Raw genomic sequence first — 17851 nt, 5'->3', positions numbered from 1 at the left:
CAGATCATCCTTTTGGTTTGAAAAGCACAGCGACAATGAATCCGAACAAGATCGCGGAGGAGATTCCAGCTGAGGTGAGCTGGAAAATCCCCATTGCAATTCCGATGAATCCATGTTCTTCCGATTCGGCCATCGCCCCATGAAGCAGCGAATGTCCAAAACTCGTGATTGGAACGGTTGCCCCTGCTCCAGCGAATGCAATCAACTTGTCGTATAATCCGAATCCATCGAGACAGGCTCCAGCTACGACAAATCCAGAGGTGAGATGGGCAGGTGTGATGTTGAATAAATCGAGCAGCAATTGACCGATCAAGCAGATCAGACCACCAACGACAAATGCGATAAGATATTCCATTATTGATTCCCACCTCCTGAAACAGCCTCTAATACGACACCGTGAGCAATAGTCGGAATAGATTCCTTCTGTTGAATCATGATCGGGTTCATGAGCGCACCTGTCGCAACGACGAAAATCCGCTTCAGATTACCGGCCTTCATCTCTTTCAACAGGTGACCGTAAGTCACAACTGCTGAACAGGCACACCCACTACCACCTGCGAAGACAGGCTGATCAGGTCGATAGACGAGCAGTCCGCAGTCTTGATGGTTCGCAGTGAGGTCATAATTTTGTTCCTTTAACAGTTCAAGTAAAATCGGTGTCCCGACAGCGGAAAGGTCGCCTGTTGCGATCATGTCATAGTAATCCGGTGAACGTCCCGTATCTTTCAAGTGAGTCGCGATCGTATCTGCAGCCGCCGGTGCCATCGCTGAACCCATGTCGAATGGATCACTAATCCCTAAGTCCATCACCCGCCCGATTGTGGCACTGGTGATTTTGATTGGGGATGGCGTCGTGCTGACGATCGATGCCCCCGCTCCTGTTACCGTGTAGGTCGCGGAGTCCGGCTTCTGACCACCGTATTCTGTCGGGTACCGGAATTGCCGTTCAGCTGTCGCGTTATGACTACTGACCGCCGTCAACACATTGTTGGCAAACTCGCCATCGATCAATGCAGATGCCACAGCCAACGTTTCCATTGATGTGGAACAAGCCCCGAACATACCGAGGAACGGTATCTGATTTTGACGTGCCGTATAGTTCGCGATGACCGTCTGGTTGATCAGATCACCTGACAAAAATAAATCGATATCGGACGCTTGTTTACTTCCTTTTTCCAGACAGATGTTGATCGCCTGTTCCATCAGATGACGTTCTGCGAGCTCCCAATTGTCCTGACCGCAATGGAGTTCATCGAACGACAGATCATATTGATCCCCTAAAGGACCTGCCGCTTCTTCTGGACCGACGACAGCAGCTGAGGATGTAATGTATAACGGTTTCGAAAAAGTCCAAGTTTGCTTTCCAGTTAACTTCATGATTGTCAGTCCCCCTGAGACTTATAGGAATTGTTGGATAATATATCGGATCATACCGATGACATAGGCGGATACCGCTCCGAACACGATGACAGCTCCTGCCAATTTGAACAGGTTCGTCGCAACCCCGAGAACGATCCCTTCGCTTTTGTGTTCGAGTGCGGCACTCGTGACCGCGTTCGCAAAGCCTGTAACCGGCACGATTGATCCTGCACCGCCGAACTGACCGATTTTATCGTACACACCAAAACCTGTGAGTAACGAAGCGATCAAGATCAGTGTGGCAACAGTCGGATTGCCGGCTGTTTTTTCGGTAAAATTAAAAAACATGATGTAAAAGTTGGAGATCCCTTGTCCGATCAAGCAAATGAAACCTCCGACCATGAACGCTTTGAACGCATTCAGCACATAAGGGGTTTTCGGCTGCAAGGGTTTGATTTTCTCTTTGTATGCCTGTTGTTCAGGTGTCAGCTTTTTCTTAGCCAATTGAATTCCACTCCTTGTTTTGGATGAGCACCACTTCTACAAATGGACAAAGAATATCCAATGAAATAACGAGCCGAACACTTTTCCAAAAAGAATAGCCATCAGAAGGATGAGCACTTGCTCTTTGAACCCGACCCGTTTCATGAGGATGGGCAGGACATTCAACACTTCCGTCAATGCAGCTGCCAGCATTCCGATGAACGTCCCGCTTGCAAGCCCGATCGGGACGAGCAGCCATGGACTGCTTGTGATCGTCATGTCCCGAAGTCCGTACCAACTGGAAAAAAGGACTCCAAGTATGACACTTAATTCATAGCTTCTGATGCGTGCATGTGTTTTGGAAATCTGCATAAGCCTAGGAAGGATACCGAACACGGTAAGTACCGCGACAAAACCGGCACCGACGGCCAATCCTCCACCTAATCCGATCAACATGACGCTAAGTATTTTGATTGTCATGGGTCTTCTTCTCATTCTCACTATTTTCGTTCATGACGACGTACTGATCGAGATCCTGTTGATAGTTGAACATCTCTACATCAAGTGGACTAGGCTCCTCATTGAAGCGTTTCTTGAAAATATGGTTGAAAAACAACACCATCCCAAGCCCCAGTCCTAGTGAATAAGGAATCTGAAGCAGTAAAGGATAATCGTTCTCCCGACCTGTCACGATGTAATAGATTTTCTGATGTACTTCCTGCATACTGACATCCTCATGGAAGTTCATGATGGCAAGAGCCGCACCTATGAATAGGAGGAGCCAAACGATGATAAAGTACATACCTGTCATTTTAGGTTTTTTATACTGTACTTCGATGATCGTTTGCGCGGTTCCGATCGTTTGGATGTCGATGCCTTGATACTCATCTCGTATCGCTTTCAGAACTTTCATAAGGTCGATGATGACGATGTTCTTGTCATGGATCGTGATTTTGTGCACGATGATCTGACCGATCTTTTCAATGACCGAGTCAGGTCCTACGAGTTGGGCAAGGTCCTTGATACGTACGGTTTGATTTGGAGAAACATGCAGCTTATGTCGCATACGTAGATACACCGCTTCAGCATCCATAGTAAGTCCCCCTTATGCCAATTCGTTTATGTGTAGTATGTTTCTTCCAAACCTGTATCATTCTGTCCACTCAGGTTCTCCAACAATTACCTATTTGCAAAAAATGGGGTGAAATGGAGTGGAAAGGATACATGGATGTAGGATCTTTGTGGAATATAAATCAGATTTCGGCATTTCCCATAAAAAATGAAAAATGATAGCTCAGTTTGACCGAGGTTAGGTATCATTTAACGTAAAAAACCCAGATGCGACGAGTCATTCGTCCATCTGGGTTTTCATTTCCTGAAGTATTTTCTTTTCGAGCCGCGAAACTTGGACTTGTGAGATGCCAAGCCTTGTCGCGACTTCCGACTGGGTTTGATCCTTGAAATACCTGAGGTAGACGATCAGCCGCTCACGTTCATTGAGCGTCTGTATGGCTTCCCTCAACGCAATCTGATCGAACCACTTCGTTTCTTCTTGATCCGAAATCTGATCGAGCAAGGTGATCGGATCGCCATCATTTTCATAAACCGTCTCATGAATGGAGGAAGGTGCCCTTACAGCTTCTTGCGCCATCACGACGTCTTCTGGACTGATTTCGAGTTTCGTGGCGATCTCATTGATCGTCGGGTTCCTTCCGAGATCTTTGGATAATTCGTCTTTCATTTTCCGGACTTTATTGCCGAGCTCCTTCAAGGAACGGCTTACTTTTACCGTGCCATCATCCCTTATGAACCGTTGGATCTCTCCAATGATCATCGGTACCGCATAGGTTGAGAATTTTACGTCATAACTAAGATCGAATTTATCGACAGATTTGAGCAGACCAATACTTCCGATTTGGAAAAGGTCATCCGGTTCGTACCCTCTGTTCAAAAAACGTTGTACAACGGACCAGACAAGTCGCATGTTCTTCTCGACAATCGTATCGCGTGCCGTCTGATCACCATCTTGACTACGTTGAATCAATTCTTTCATTTCCTTGTCATTCAGGTACGTGGTCTTTTTATCTTGTTTGACGTCCAAATCCATAGGCTTAGCTCCCTTAATTACAAAGCGCTTTATGATTTGATAAGTACTTTTTCAAGCGGATCGTGGTGCCGAAGGATTTTTCTGTTTCAATCTCAATTTGATCCATGAAGTTCTCCATGATCGTGAAGCCCATTCCAGAACGTTCCAATTCAGGCTTCGTCGTGAATAAAGGCTGCCGAGCTTCGTCCAGGTTGTCGATGCCCATACCCTCATCACGGATGACGACTTCCACACAACCATCTTCCAAACGACATTCGATGTGCACCATGCCATCTTCTTTGTTTTCATAGCCGTGAATGATCGCATTCGTGACTGCTTCTGAAACGACGGTCTTGATTTCCGTCAATTCATCGACTGTCGGATCGAGCTGCGCGATGAACGCAGCAACGGTTACGCGTGCAAAGGACTCGTTTTCACTTTTCGCAGAGAACTCCATTTTCATTACATTTTTCATTATGCCACCCCCAGCGTGTTCAGTGCTTTTTGTTCACTGTCCTCAAGACGAATGATCTTGAACAAGCCTGACATTTCGAACAGTCTTTTTACAGAAGGGGAGATCGAACATACAACCATTTCTCCACCTTGGCTTTTAATCAATTTATAACGGCCGAGGATTACACCTAATCCCGAGCTATCCATAAAAGACAAGGCTTCCAAATTCAAAACGATGTCATGAATCTGATTTTCTTGGATGGTCTGATCGACTTCTTCTCTTAACTGTGCCGCTGTATGGTGGTCTAAATCACCGGATAATCGGATACAAAGTACACGGTCTTTCACTTCAAGTTTTACGCTGAGACTCACTTACCTCTCCTCCTTCTTCTGGGTAGTGAGTCAATTCTATACCGCAATAGTTGAATCCTTTCACGATGACAAAACTAGTGTCGAATCGATAAAAAAATACTCTATGGTGTTTGTGAGAACTTGCCGACGGTTCGCTTGAATAGTCCCCACCAGTTGGCTGATGGAACGTTTTCAGATGCGACGAGTGCTGATTCCGTCACGGTTTTGCCGTTGTTTTTCACAACGAGTGTTCCGAGACGATCGCCTTTCTCAATCGGCATGTTAAGACTCTTCTTGATTTTGATTTCCGTCTTCAACTTCAGTTTCTTCTCTCCCTTTTTCATCAAAATGGAGATCGGCTCTGAAGTCTGCATTTGGACGGTTTTCGAAGCACCTTTTTGCACTTCTACTTTCTCAATCATCTGATGACGATCGTAAAGCTTTTGCGTTTCGTAATTGGCAAATGCATAGTCCAGCATTTGCGTCACTTGCGCATTCCGCTCTTTCGTTGTCGGAGCACCCATGACGACCGCGATGACACGCATGCCGTTTTTCTTAGCAGTAGCTGTCAGACAATATTTTGCTTCAGACGTGTAACCTGTTTTGAGCCCATCGACTCCAGGGTAGAATTTGACAAGCTTGTTCGTGTTCACGAGCCAGAACTTTTTCTCGGTGTTTTCACGTAAGTAATCTTCGTATTTACCGGTATACTTCGTAATCTGCTCGTACTTCAACAGTTCCTTCGCCATAAGCGCCATGTCCCTGGCAGTACTGTAGTGCTCTTTGCCTGGTAGACCTGTCGCATTTTCGAAGTTTGTATTTTTCAGGCCGAGTTCCTTCGCCTTTTCGTTCATCAGTTTCACGAACGCATCGTTCGTTCCGGCGATATGCTCCCCAAGGGCAACGGATGCGTCGTTTCCTGAAGCTAACGCAATCCCTTTGAGCATCTCCTCAACCGTCATTTCTTCACCAGCCTCCAGGAAAATTTGAGAACCTCCCATGGAAGCAGCGTATTCACTTGTACGCACTTTGTCTTTCATGTTGATTTTGCCTTTATGAAGGGCTTCCATCACGAGAATCATCGTCATGACTTTGGTCATGCTTGCTGGAGGAAGCTTCTCATCAGCATTTTTATCAAATAGAACACTGCCCGTATCCCTTTCAATCAGGATGGCAGAAGATGCATTATTCGCAAGAGAATTCACAGTAACATGGTCTTCGTTTGCAAAAGCGGTCGGTGATACGACTGAAAAAGCGATCATAACCGCCAGAATACTAGAAAAAATACGTTTCATGGCATAATCCCTCCATTCTTATTATTCTTATATTTTCCAATTTTGGAGAGTTTATACTTAACGAGTGGGTTTCGGTTGGTTTTTGTGGGGGAGTTGAGAGGTGGTCTTGGAAAAATGAGGGTGGGTTTTAGAAATTTGCGCGCTCATTTTAGAAAAATCACATGGGGTCTTAGAATTTTGCACGTCGGTTTTAGAAAAACAGCGACCTGTTTTAGAAATCAGGCCTTTTGTACCACGCCACACGCCATAAAAAAACTGCCCCCGAGCATTCGCTCAAGGGCAGTTCCCAACTAAAGTTTACATAATTTCTTTATAGACAAGTGGTGGTGCATCCACTTTTTCAGCTGAGATCGTGTAGGATTCACGCAGCTTCTTCAATACATCGTCTACGTTCTCCTGGTTGCTGTGAATGGTAGCGAGTGCTTCGCCTTTCTTCACTTCTTCTCCAACCTTCTTGTGAAGGACGATTCCTACAGCGAGGTCGATTTCAGATTCCTTCGTCGCACGACCAGCACCTAACCACATTGCGGCCGTTCCGACTTCGTTCGCAACGATTTCAGAAACGTATCCGTCTTGGTCTGCTTCAAACGCAACTTGGTATTGAGCTTGTGGCATTTTGCTCGGATCGTCGATGACAGAAGCATCTCCGCCTTGTGCCGCCAAGAATGTTTTGAACACTTCGATCGCTTTGCCATTTTCCATAACTTCAATCAACATCTCGCGTGCTTCTTCTTTCGTTTCCGCTTTTCCTGCAAGGACCACCATGAATGAACCTAGCGTGAGACAAAGCTCTTCAAGGTCTTTCGGTCCTTTACCGCGCAACGTATCCGCTGCTTCTTTTACCTCTAACGCATTACCGATTGCGAACCCGAGCGGCTGGCTCATGTCAGAAATGACTGCCATCGTGTTACGACCGACATTGTTTCCGATCTTGACCATCGCGTTTGCAAGTTCTTCCGCTTGCTCAACTTCCGTCATGAATGCGCCTGCGCCTGTTTTGACGTCAAGCACGATTGCATCAGCACCTGCTGCGATTTTTTTACTCATAATTGAGCTTGCGATCAATGGGATCGAATTGACTGTACCTGTAACGTCACGCAGACCGTACAATTTCTTGTCTGCAGGAGTCAAGTTACCGCTCTGTCCGATGACAGCGATCTTGTTCTTGTTGACGAGGTCGACGAATTCGTCTTTCTCTAGCTCAACGTGGAAACCAGGGACAGCTTCCAACTTGTCGATCGTTCCACCTGTGTGACCAAGTCCACGCCCTGACATTTTCGCAACTGGAACGTCGAGCGCTGCAACCAATGGTGCAAGTACAAGCGTCGTCGTGTCACCGACACCACCTGTGGAGTGCTTATCGACTTTGATGCCTTCAATCGCAGATAGGTCGATTTGATCGCCAGACTCGACCATCGCCATTGTGAAGTTTGCGCGTTCTTCTTCCGTCATATCCGTAAAATAGATCGCCATAGCTAGTGCAGACATTTGATAGTCCGGGATGTCACCTTCTGTATATCCTTCAATGATAAAGTCAATCTCTTCTTTCGAGAGCTCTTGACCATTACGTTTTTTCTCGATTAAATCTACCATTCTCATGCGAAATCATTCCTTGTTTTAAACTTTTTCAATAATTGAACGTAATAATTGCTTGAACGTCGGTTTCGTGCGGTTCGCAACCTCGACGACTTGTTCGTGCGTCAACGGTTCGAGTTCTTCAGCGATCGCCATATCCGTGATACATGAAATTCCAATTGTTTTCATGTCCATATGACGAGCGACAATCACTTCTGGAACCGTGGACATTCCGACTGTATCTGCCCCAAGTGTGCGGAGCATCTTCAACTCAGCACGCGTCATATACGTTGGTCCACTTATAGAAGCATATACCCCTTTTTGAAGGTTGATACCGTGTTCTTTCCCTACATTTTCAACCAACTCGATGAGTTCAGGTGTGTACGCTGTACTCATATCAGGGAAACGCGGTCCAAGCTCCTTGTCGTTCGGTCCGATCAACGGGTTCGCCCCCGTCAAATTCAAGTGGTCCTCAATGATCATCAAATCTCCTGCTTTAAAATCAGGGTTCATTCCGCCACATGCATTTGTGACGATGATCTGCTCCACACCTAATCCTTTCATGACACGGACCGGGAACGTAACCTCCTGCATGGAGTACCCTTCGTAAAAATGGAAGCGGCCTTGCATCGCAACGACCGTCTTGCCACTCATTTCACCGACGACCAATTTCCCAGCATGACCTTCTACTGTTGATACTGGGAAATGTGGGATATCCGCATAGTCGATGGAAGTGGCATTTTCGATTTCGTCTGCAAAATCACCTAGACCAGATCCTAAAATCAAACCGATCGTCGGTTGCTGCTCTGTGAAGGTTTTGATTTTACCTACTGACTCTTTCACTTGTTCCATTAGGTTTGACATGTATATCCCCCTCTACTTACATGCTTTTGACAACTTGTTGGACAAGATCCATGAAGTTGGATTTTACTTTTTCCGTCGTTTCGATGACTTCATCGTGCGTTAATGGTTGATCAAGGATTCCTGCAGCCATGTTGGAAATACAAGAAATACCGAGGACTTCCATTCCGCTATGACGAGCGATGATGACTTCAGGTACAGTAGACATTCCGACTGCGTCTCCACCCATGATACGAAGCATTCTGACTTCTGCTGGTGTTTCATAAGAAGGACCAGAGTTCGCGATGTAGACACCCTCTTGCATTTTCACCCCAAGATCCTTGGCAATTTGCTTCGCAATGCCTTGCAAGCGCTCAGAATAGGCATCAGACATATCAGGGAAACGGACACCTAGTTTATTGTCATTCGGTCCAATAAGCGGGTTGTCTCCTGTGTTGTTGATGTGGTCCGTGATCAGCATCAAGTCACCAGCATCAAAGTTTTCATTGATTCCTCCAGCAGCGTTCGTTACAAGCAGCTGCTCCACTCCGATTTCTTTCATGACACGAACAGGGAACGTGACTTTTTGCATGGAGTAACCTTCGTAATAGTGGAAGCGTCCTTTCATCGCGACGACTGTTTTACCAGAAATCGTACCAACGACGAGTTCGCCAGCATGCCCTTCTACTGTGGAAACAGGGAAATTCGGAATATCAGAATAAGGGAAAGAAACTGGATTTTCGATTTTGTCCGCCAACACGCCAAGGCCTGATCCAAGAATCAGACCGATTGTCGGCTTAGCATCGATTTTACCAGTAATGTATTGTGCAGCTTGTTGTATGGATTCAATTTGTGTCATGGTTCTCCTCCTACGACAATTTTTCTAGAATGCTTTTTCCGTGCTCAGGTAATTTGATGTTGAAGTTATCCGCGATCGTTGCACCAATATCGGCAAATGTCTTGCTTGTCGGTAGCTGTTGACCAACCTCAATACCTTTATGGTAAGCAAGTAGTGGGACATACTCTCTCGTATGATCCGTGCCATGATGGATCGGGTCATTTCCGTGGTCTGCCGTAATCAACAACAAATCGTCTTCTTTCATTTTATCCAACAGTTCAGGGAGTCGCTCATCGTACTCTTCCAATGCTTCTCCATAACCGATCGGGTCACGACGGTGTCCGAACTTCGCATCAAAATCGACAAGGTTTAAGAAGCTGATGCCAGTGAAATCACGTTCAGCTGTTTTGACGATCTGATCCATTCCATCCATATTGGATTTCGTACGGATCGCATCTGTTACCCCTTCTCCATCATAAATATCGGAAATCTTACCGATTGCGATCACATCGTAATTCTCATCTTTCAACTCATTCATGACGGTACGACCGAACGGTTTCAATGCATAGTCATGACGGTTGGATGTACGCTCGAACTCACCTGGTTTTCCGATGAATGGACGTGCGATGATACGACCGACCATATACTTTTCATCCAAAGTCAATTCTCGAGCCATTTTACAAATTTCATATTGCTCCTCAATTGGAACGATGTCCTCATGTGCAGCAATCTGAAGTACAGAATCCGCTGATGTATATACGATCAAAGCACCTGTTTTCATATGCTCTTCGCCAAGTTCTTCAATAATAGCAGTACCGGAAGCAGGTTTGTTTCCGATGATCTTTCGGCCACTCTTTTCTTCGAGCTCTTGAATCAGTTCATCCGGAAAACCATCAGGGAATGTTTTAAAAGGCTTTTCAATATGAAGGCCCATGATTTCCCAGTGGCCTGTCATCGTATCTTTTCCATTAGACGCCTCTTCCATCTTACCGAAATGAGCCATCGGTTGATCTGCTTTCTCGATTCCTTGAATTTCTCGGATGTTGCTCAATCCAAGGCGTCCCATGTTCGGCATGTTCAAGCCATTCATTTTTTCTGCGATATGACCAAGCGTGTCCGCACCGACATCATTGAAATGTTCTGCATCTGGTGCTTCTCCAATTCCAACAGAGTCCATGACTATCAGGAATACTCGTTTGAATTTAGGATCCGTCATAGTAAGTCTCCTCCCTATTTTCACACTATTTAATACCATTTCCAGCGAAACGGTCTATCAAACAACAGTTTGTAAAGGTCAGAAGTCTGACCTCTTATCTTATTTAAAAGTGCCCTTCATTCATTGTTCTAAACGAAGGCACTTTTTTGAGTGTATCATCTTTTCTTTCAATTCGCACGTAATTTTATATAAGGGCTTACATTCCTATTCTATCAATGTAAAATATTGTTTGTTCAGGCTCTTGGATGATACGTGGAATAGACATCTTTCAGCCGGGTTTTCGTCACATGTGTATAGATCTGTGTCGTCGATATGTCCACATGCCCAAGCAATTCCTGGACCGCACGAAGATCCGCACCATTTTCGAGCAAATGCGTCGCGAATGAATGCCGTAATGTATGTGGTGTCAGCTCTTTTTCGATATTCGCTTGACGAGCAAGCTTCTTTAAAATCTTCCAGAAACCTTGTCGGGTCAAACGATTTCCGTGATGATTCAAGAATAAAGCATCATTCGATTTCTTCTTCAATAGCTTGCCCCGTGCTTCTGTTATATAAGTGGTTAATGCTTGACTAGCCATACGCCCCACCGGGATGATCCGCTCTTTGTTCCCTTTTCCTGTGCATTGGATGAATCCCATCGTCAAATGCGCATCCGACACGTTCAGCTGAATCATTTCCGATACCCGGATACCTGTTGCATACAACAACTCAATCATGGCACGGTCTCTTAATCCGAAAGGAGTGTTCCCTTCTGGCGCTTCCATCAAGTTTTCCACTTCTGCTGATGAAAGAATCTTCGGTAGGCGTCTTTCCGTTTTAGGTGTTTCAATATGTACAGAAGGATCTTGATCGGTGACCTTTTCACGGATCAGGAATTGATGGAAAGAACGAATGGATGCAATTGTTCTTGCAATCGTCGTTGTCGCCATTCCAGAATCCTTCAAATGATATAAAAAATTCATGATGTCGTTACGAGTAATCGTATTATAATTCGTATGGTTCAATTCTTTTTGTAAGTGTGTGGTGTATTTCTTCAGATCACGTTCGTATGATTGCAGCGTATTGGCTGCGAGACCTCTTTCAACTGTGAGGTAATGCAAATAATCCTTCACTTCGTCTAGCATGAAGCAACCGCTCCTTATTCCCCAATATCATAAAACAACTTCAAACGGTCGACCCAGTTCATTTCTTCTTTCTCATAATAGGCTTCGAATACTTTCACAGCACGCCCTTCAGGCTCGTCATAACGGTGAAAGTTCTGATACTCTTCATTTAACCATAAAAGTCCGTAATAAAACAGCAGTGTAAAACAAATGAATGTGAAGAACACTTTCATCGTGTTCCACATCAACCGAATCATAGACAACATAACGAAAGCCTCCCAGTTTGTCCTTTCTACAGGATATGCCTGTCTTTCGAAAGAATATACTTGTAAACCGGGATATCGTTAAGAAAGATTAGCAAAATTTATGGGATCTGATAGTTGTTGATTCTTTACAGTCACTTCCTCAATAGCAACAATCCTTAGGAAAAGAACAAAAGAAAAAGCTGACCCTTTGGAACTCTTTCATTTCGGGTCAACCCATCGTTTCATTATGATTCATTTTCAATTATTTCGTCGTTACTTCTTCTTCTTTTTCAGCTTCAACTTTGTCATGGCACCGGTGACAGATTCCATGGAATGTCAATCGGTGATCCTTTACTTTAAAATTCCAATCTCTTTCAACGATCTGCTCTACATCTCCAAGCAAATCCTCTTGGATTTCATCCACTGCGCCACATTCGATACATACCAAATGATGATGGAAGTGATCCGCGCCTTCTTTTCGTAGATCGTATCTGGAAACCCCATCGCCGAAATTGATCTTATCGACGATTTTCAATTCAGTCAGCAGTTCCAGTGTCCGGTAGACGGTTGCTAAACCGATTTCCGGCGCTTTCTCCTTAACGAGAAGGTAGACATCTTCTGCACTCAAGTGGTCCTCTTCACGTTCTAGCAGGACCCGGACCGTTGCTTCACGCTGGGGGGTTAATTTGTAGCTTTGTGAATGGAGTTGTTTTTTAATGCTTTCAATACGGTTTTCCAAGACGAACCCTCCCACACTCTATGTATAGTCTCATTATAAGCGTGGGTGAAAATAGTGTCAAATTATAATAATTTTAATTTGGGTTTTAAAGTTATTATCATCTGATAGCAATTATTAATTGAAAATGCCGATCGTTGTTTTGATCAAAGTTGGCGACAGGAAGGCTTCGACAAAAGATGCGCATGCGACAAGAACCATAATGAGAACGACTGTCATGGTATAACGGACGAGCAAAGGCATAAGCGGCGTTTTCATCCTATTTGAGAATTGAGCCTTGATCAATGTCAAGGAAATTGCAACTGCAGCAGTGGTGACGAGCACGAATGCTGGGATTAGGATTAGGTTTTGTGGCAGTACGGAAACGAACGATAACAAGAAGCCCTGCCACCCCATTTGATTGACGAGAAACCCGACCGTAAACCCAACCACCATTCCTTTCAAAAACAGCAAAACGAGGATGACGGGCAGTCCGATGATGGAAAGTCCAAGAATCCAGATCAATCCCATATATTTTAAATAGTGTAAAAAGCTCTGGGTGAACATGGCCGATGCACTAGCGACCTCTCCTTCAGAGACTTGTCCGAAAAAACGATTCAAATAATGGAACAGATCCTCCTTCTGCATCAAACTTAAGCTATTTACAATGACGGCTCCGAAAACGATTCCCATCATGAGTAAAACGACTGTGAACATATATAAGGAAGAATGTTCTTGCATGTGTTGCGAGAATGACCGCTTCATATTCAAGGTTACCCGGTGCTCCATCGTATTGCCCTCCCTCTTCTTCTCTTACTTCCATCTTATGAGGGAATTCATAGAGTATGACAATCCGTTTGGAGCTAATCTATCATCTCAACTTGCCGTATTTACCTGCTCCTCCTGCTTCCACAGCTACAGAACCCGTTCTTGACTGGATGATCTTCTCTACTAAACGGGTTGGAAGAATCGATTCCAACGCTTCTCTATCCTTAAAATGGATGATTTCCATGTCGGTGCCGAACTTTTCTCTCAGTTTCCGTAAAGTGTTTGGTCCTAAACCTGGGATGAAATCCAGTGGAACATGATGGACAAAAGGGGGCCGATCGAGTTGAAAAGATGTATCCGCCAGCTCTGCCACCCGATTGGATACACCTTTGACCACTCTACCTTTTTCACAGTGAGGACATCGTTTCATAGAGAGCTCCTCTATAGCAGCACCGCATTTTGAACATCTCGTTTGATAGTATTTGCCTAGCTTTGGATGAAGACCGAAGTTGGAAAGAAGCTTCCTGCCTTCTTGCCCTTTCAAAGCCCATTCCAACTCTTGAAAAGAAAGCTGATCCACCTGAATCTGTTGGTACTCCCTTCCGATCTTCTCTAGTGAATGCGCATCTGAATTTGATAGATACGGATAGGAATGGAGCTCACTGAGTTGGTCCGCCATTTCTGTGTCCGCGCTCAACCCAAGCTCGATGGCATTGATTTTAGCAGGATCGAACACTTCTGAAAGATTCCGCTCAACCCCTTTGCCGTACAGACTTTTAAACGGGGTGAAAGCATGGGCGATCACGAACAGACCTCCTAGCTCGTGCGTTTTCTCTTGCAGTTCGATCGCCGAACCATAATAACGCTGTGATGATAGAGTCGGATTGGTCATCCGTTGGCTCAACCATTCACTGAAATGTTTCATGCTGTCTAAATAAGGTAAATATACGAGTACATGAATTGGTCCCTTGCAATTTTCATCATAGATTTCGATCTCGGAACCTAGGATCAAACAGCCACTATCATAGATCAGGCCACCTTCTTCATGTTCGAGAAGCTCACCATCATCCAACATATACTGTAATTGCTCGATCACCGCTGGGACGTGGCAGTCGATGATTCCGATCATTTGGATCCCTTTCTTGTGCACAGCAGTGTCCATGATTGTTGGAATCGTCAAGTTCTTGGAAGCTGAGATTTTGACCGGTTGTCCTTCCCAAGTACTTCCTAAATGAATATGAAGATCTGCAAACGGTTGAATCATATTCTCTTACTCCATCGCTCGTTTCAATTGAAGATATTGCACCGCAAATGCGGTTTTCGCATCATAGATCTTCTGGTCTTTCACCATCTGGATCGCTTCATCCAAAGTCACTTCCATCAATTCAACAAACTCATCCTGATCGAGCTGTTCCTCACCAGGCTCGAGTTGATCAGTATAATAGATATGGATGATTTCATCTGCAAATCCTGGAGACGTATAGAACGATTGTAAGAATTCAAGCTTTCCTGTCCGGTAACCCGTCTCTTCTTCCAGTTCACGGATTGCACATGTTTCAGGAGTTTCGTCTGGCTCGAGCTTTCCTGCTGGAATCTCAATGATTTCACGATTCAATGGTTTACGGTATTGGCGGACAAACACGATCTTGTCCTCTGGCGTGACAGCGAGAATGGCAACGGCACCAGGATGCTTCACCACTTCCCTTTCTGAAGTCCTTCCATCAGGCAACTCTACTTTTTCCAAATGTAAATCGATGATCTTTCCGTTATAGATCACTTTCGAATCAAGGGTCTTCTCTTCTAATGGTTTCATATCGCAAAACTCCTTGTACTAAATCTAGTTCAACTTACATAAAGTCTATCATACGCGACATCCTAAACCTACTACGTAAAAAATGAAGGGGGTCCGAGCATGAAAGTCTATCTTCAACCAAACAGCGTGACACTTGTCGGGAAACCTTGGCAGATTAAATACATGCTGAAGAAGTACATGCGTGAATACACCACCGTCCAGGAATGGATCGAAGGAAAACCAAAAGTATAAAGGAAACGGACGGAAAGCACTCTACAGAAGGGTGCTTTTTTATGTTTTATCTTTAGAATTCAAGCTGATCCTCATTCTCGTGTTACAGTTCCATCCGTACGTGGTAATGTAGGTGTAGGAGGTGCGTACTTTGCAACGAAATAAACTAGGTTCTTCCGAATTATATGTATCAGAGATTGGTCTTGGTTGCATGTCACTTGGAAAGGACGAACAAGAATCGATCAACATCATACACAGAGCAATTGATGAAGGCGTGACGTTCATCGATACTGCCGATCTGTATGATTTTGGCGCAAATGAAGAGTTGGTCGGTAAAGCATTGAAAGGAAAACGTGATCAATGCGTCCTAGCTACAAAAGTAGGAAATCGCTGGGATCATGTCGATGAAGGTTGGGAATGGGCACCAAGTAAGGATTATATAAAAACTGCGGTCAAAAGATCCTTACAAAGACTGGATACGGATTATCTTGATTTGTATCAATTACACGGTGGAACGATTGAGGATCCGATTGATGAAATCATTGAAGCGTTCGAAGACTTGAAGCAAGATGGCCTGATTCGGGAATATGGCATCTCATCCATCCGTCCGAACGTCATCAAAGAATACTTATCACGGTCCAACATTGTGAGTATCATGATGCAGTACAGCATGCTCGATCGACGACCTGAGGAATTCCTTGATCTCATACAGGAAAACGATGTGTCCGTCATTGCACGAGGTCCGTTAGCGAAGGGGAATCTTACAGAGCGAATTTTCACTGATAAAGCTTCTGGTAAAGGATTCATGGAATATAGTGACGAGGAAATTAGAGATGTAATGACCAAAGTAAAAGAAATCGCGAAAGGTCGCGATTTGTCACACCTTTCCTTACGATATCCTCTGAATCACCCTGCTGTAGCCACAGTCATTCCAGGGGCGAGCAGTGTGAGTCAATTGGAAAACAACGTAGCGGCAGCAGACGTGAATCTATCAGAAGAAGAGGTAGAACTCTTTAAAGAATGGACACAAGTGACGCATTACGATAAACATCGAGAATAAATAGGTGGAAAAACGGAGCTCGACAGTGGTTGTCGGGCTCCGTTTTTTTGAATATAGATCAGATTTCGGCATTTCCCATAAAATAGTGTTATTTCCCATAAATTTGAGAAATTATAGATCAGAATTTCGATTTTTCCATATAAATCGAAATTTATAGCTCAAAACTCAACTTCTCCATAACGAAAGGGGCTGACATGTGGTCAGCCCCCTCCTTATTGAAACTAAACGCGTTCAATTACCATCGCGATGCCTTGTCCGCCTCCGATACAAAGGCTAGCAACACCGAATTGTTTATCTCGTTCATGCAATTCATATGCTAGTGACAGCAGTAGTCTTGAACCACTCGCTCCAACAGGATGTCCGAGTGCAACCGCGCCACCGTTTACATTCGTTTTTTCACGATCGAGTTTCAACTCTTTTTCGACCGATAAATATTGTGCGGCAAAAGCTTCATTCACTTCGACTAAATCGATATCATCCATCGTCAATCCGGACCGCTCGAGTGCCATCTTGATCGCTGGCACTGGCCCGATGCCCATCACAGATGGATCGACTCCGCAGATTCCCCATGAACGGATTTTCGCCATCGGCTTTAGCTCTTTCTTTTGCACAAAAGAATCTTTAGCGATAATTAGAGAAGCCGCTCCATCGTTAATTCCGCTAGAATTCCCAGCTGTTACAGACCCGTCTTTTTTGAACGTCGGTTTCAGCTTCGCAAGACCTTCAATGGAAGTCGTCGGACGAACATGTTCATCCGTGTCGACCATGACGGTTTCTTTACGCTTCTTCACTTCAACCGATACAATTTCCTTTTTGAATCGGCCTGATTCAATCGCTTTAGCGGCTCTCGTATGGCTCAACGTAGAAAATTCATCTTGCTCTTCACGCGAAATGCCATACTGCTCCGCTAAGTTTTCCGCCGTAATGCCCATACCGTTTCCAATCGCTTCATCACGTAACGTCAACAACAGCATGTCCTGGAATTCGACGCCACCCAGCTTCGGATGTTCGAACCGATTTTGAAAAGATACGTGCGGACTCATCGACATGTTGTCCACACCGCCGACAAGAGCGACTTCTCCCTCGTTCAACAGCAAAGACTGCGCCCCAGAAACAACTGACTGCAATCCGGAACCACACAAACGGTTGACGAGCATCGCCGGTACCTCTACAGGGATGCCAGACTGAGTGGCGATATGGCGCGCGACGTAAGGGGCATTTGCACTACTATGAATCACATTTCCATAGATCACTTGGTCAATATCTTCAGGCGACACATTCGCCCGTTGCATGGCTTCCTTCGCGGTTGCAACACCAAGTTCGGTTGGACCGACCTGTGTAAATGATCCACCGAACGTTGTAAAAGCTGTACGTGCGCCATCTACAATGTATAAATCGTTCATCTTTTATCCTCCTAAAAAGGCTTCAATCCGGCATCATC

At 44.8% G+C, this 17851-nt stretch carries 22 protein-coding genes; 2 read left to right on the top strand and 20 right to left on the bottom strand.

Annotated features, from left to right (window positions below):
- Nucleotides 1-4: 4 nt before the first annotated feature.
- From spoVAE to ACXQIQ_RS01485, 19 genes are all read right to left on the bottom strand, one after another.
- Nucleotides 5-355: a stage V sporulation protein AE gene (gene spoVAE / locus ACXQIQ_RS01575; RefSeq protein WP_439300473.1), complete on the bottom strand. Its 351-nt coding sequence runs from the start codon at nucleotides 353-355 to the stop codon at nucleotides 5-7.
- Nucleotides 355-1377, bottom strand: a complete 1023-nt coding sequence (gene spoVAD / locus ACXQIQ_RS01570) for a stage V sporulation protein AD (protein ID WP_439300474.1) — start codon at nucleotides 1375-1377, stop codon at nucleotides 355-357. The genes spoVAE and spoVAD overlap by 1 nt, the downstream gene beginning before the upstream one ends.
- 21 nt (nucleotides 1378-1398) lie before the next feature.
- Complete coding sequence (gene spoVAC / locus ACXQIQ_RS01565; protein WP_439301958.1) at nucleotides 1399-1848, bottom strand: stage V sporulation protein AC; 450 nt, start codon at nucleotides 1846-1848, stop codon at nucleotides 1399-1401.
- A 51-nt stretch (nucleotides 1849-1899) separates the two neighbouring features.
- Nucleotides 1900-2322, bottom strand: coding sequence for a stage V sporulation protein AB (locus ACXQIQ_RS01560; protein ID WP_439300475.1), 423 nt, complete (start codon nucleotides 2320-2322; stop codon nucleotides 1900-1902).
- Nucleotides 2303-2935 (bottom strand): stage V sporulation protein AA, encoded by a 633-nt coding sequence (locus ACXQIQ_RS01555; RefSeq protein ID WP_439300476.1) that lies wholly within the window; start codon nucleotides 2933-2935, stop codon nucleotides 2303-2305. Before ACXQIQ_RS01555 ends, ACXQIQ_RS01560 begins: the two co-directional genes overlap by 20 nt.
- Before the next feature lie 255 nt (nucleotides 2936-3190).
- A complete protein-coding gene (sigF, locus tag ACXQIQ_RS01550) occupies nucleotides 3191-3949 on the bottom strand; it encodes an RNA polymerase sporulation sigma factor SigF (RefSeq protein WP_439300477.1) in 759 nt (252 codons plus the stop codon).
- Nucleotides 3950-3962: 13 nt separating this feature from the next.
- On the bottom strand, nucleotides 3963-4403 hold the full coding sequence (gene spoIIAB, locus ACXQIQ_RS01545; protein ID WP_439300478.1) for an anti-sigma F factor: 441 nt from the start codon (nucleotides 4401-4403) through the stop codon (nucleotides 3963-3965).
- Nucleotides 4403-4753: an anti-sigma F factor antagonist gene (gene spoIIAA, locus ACXQIQ_RS01540; RefSeq protein ID WP_439300479.1), complete on the bottom strand. Its 351-nt coding sequence runs from the start codon at nucleotides 4751-4753 to the stop codon at nucleotides 4403-4405. The genes spoIIAB and spoIIAA overlap by 1 nt, the downstream gene beginning before the upstream one ends.
- A 101-nt stretch (nucleotides 4754-4854) precedes the next feature.
- Nucleotides 4855-6027, bottom strand: a complete 1173-nt coding sequence (locus ACXQIQ_RS01535) for a D-alanyl-D-alanine carboxypeptidase family protein (RefSeq protein ID WP_439300480.1) — start codon at nucleotides 6025-6027, stop codon at nucleotides 4855-4857.
- Nucleotides 6028-6324: 297 nt separating this feature from the next.
- A complete protein-coding gene (locus tag ACXQIQ_RS01530) occupies nucleotides 6325-7626 on the bottom strand; it encodes a pyrimidine-nucleoside phosphorylase (protein ID WP_439300481.1) in 1302 nt (433 codons plus the stop codon).
- Between the two features lie 18 nt (nucleotides 7627-7644).
- Nucleotides 7645-8466 carry a purine-nucleoside phosphorylase gene (locus ACXQIQ_RS01525; protein WP_439300482.1) on the bottom strand — a complete coding sequence of 274 codons (822 nt, stop codon included), beginning with the start codon at nucleotides 8464-8466 and terminating at the stop codon, nucleotides 7645-7647.
- Nucleotides 8467-8482: 16 nt separating this feature from the next.
- Nucleotides 8483-9301, bottom strand: a complete 819-nt coding sequence (locus ACXQIQ_RS01520) for a purine-nucleoside phosphorylase (protein ID WP_439300483.1) — start codon at nucleotides 9299-9301, stop codon at nucleotides 8483-8485.
- Nucleotides 9302-9311: 10 nt separating this feature from the next.
- Nucleotides 9312-10496 carry a phosphopentomutase gene (gene deoB / locus ACXQIQ_RS01515; RefSeq protein ID WP_439300484.1) on the bottom strand — a complete coding sequence of 395 codons (1185 nt, stop codon included), beginning with the start codon at nucleotides 10494-10496 and terminating at the stop codon, nucleotides 9312-9314.
- A gap of 233 nt (nucleotides 10497-10729) precedes the next feature.
- Complete coding sequence (xerD, locus tag ACXQIQ_RS01510; RefSeq protein ID WP_439300485.1) at nucleotides 10730-11620, bottom strand: site-specific tyrosine recombinase XerD; 891 nt, start codon at nucleotides 11618-11620, stop codon at nucleotides 10730-10732.
- 14 nt (nucleotides 11621-11634) lie between these two features.
- Complete coding sequence (locus tag ACXQIQ_RS01505; RefSeq protein ID WP_439300486.1) at nucleotides 11635-11865, bottom strand: YqzK family protein; 231 nt, start codon at nucleotides 11863-11865, stop codon at nucleotides 11635-11637.
- Between the two features lie 241 nt (nucleotides 11866-12106).
- Nucleotides 12107-12583, bottom strand: a complete 477-nt coding sequence (fur, locus tag ACXQIQ_RS01500) for a ferric iron uptake transcriptional regulator (protein WP_439300487.1) — start codon at nucleotides 12581-12583, stop codon at nucleotides 12107-12109.
- Between the two features lie 114 nt (nucleotides 12584-12697).
- Entirely contained in the window at nucleotides 12698-13348 is a 651-nt protein-coding gene (spoIIM, locus tag ACXQIQ_RS01495; RefSeq protein WP_439300488.1) for a stage II sporulation protein M, read from the bottom strand.
- Between the two features lie 82 nt (nucleotides 13349-13430).
- Nucleotides 13431-14591 (bottom strand): endonuclease Q family protein, encoded by a 1161-nt coding sequence (locus ACXQIQ_RS01490; RefSeq protein ID WP_439300489.1) that lies wholly within the window; start codon nucleotides 14589-14591, stop codon nucleotides 13431-13433.
- A gap of 6 nt (nucleotides 14592-14597) precedes the next feature.
- Complete coding sequence (locus tag ACXQIQ_RS01485) at nucleotides 14598-15140, bottom strand: NUDIX domain-containing protein (RefSeq protein ID WP_439300490.1); 543 nt, start codon at nucleotides 15138-15140, stop codon at nucleotides 14598-14600.
- A 99-nt stretch (nucleotides 15141-15239) separates the two neighbouring features.
- On the opposite strand from ACXQIQ_RS01485, the gene mciZ reads away from it, so the two are divergent.
- Both mciZ and ACXQIQ_RS01475 read left to right on the top strand, forming a co-directional pair.
- Nucleotides 15240-15371, top strand: a complete 132-nt coding sequence (gene mciZ, locus ACXQIQ_RS01480) for a Z-ring formation inhibitor MciZ (protein ID WP_439300491.1) — start codon at nucleotides 15240-15242, stop codon at nucleotides 15369-15371.
- A 130-nt stretch (nucleotides 15372-15501) separates the two neighbouring features.
- A complete protein-coding gene (locus ACXQIQ_RS01475; protein WP_439300492.1) occupies nucleotides 15502-16410 on the top strand; it encodes an aldo/keto reductase in 909 nt (302 codons plus the stop codon).
- Nucleotides 16411-16631: 221 nt separating this feature from the next.
- Here ACXQIQ_RS01475 and ACXQIQ_RS01470 read toward each other — a convergent pair whose 3' ends face one another.
- Nucleotides 16632-17813, bottom strand: a complete 1182-nt coding sequence (locus ACXQIQ_RS01470) for a thiolase family protein (RefSeq protein ID WP_439300494.1) — start codon at nucleotides 17811-17813, stop codon at nucleotides 16632-16634.
- Between the last annotated feature and the right edge of the window lie 38 nt (nucleotides 17814-17851).

Source organism: Pseudalkalibacillus sp. Hm43, assembly GCF_054170705.1.
This window is presented reverse-complemented; position numbering and strand designations above follow the sequence as displayed.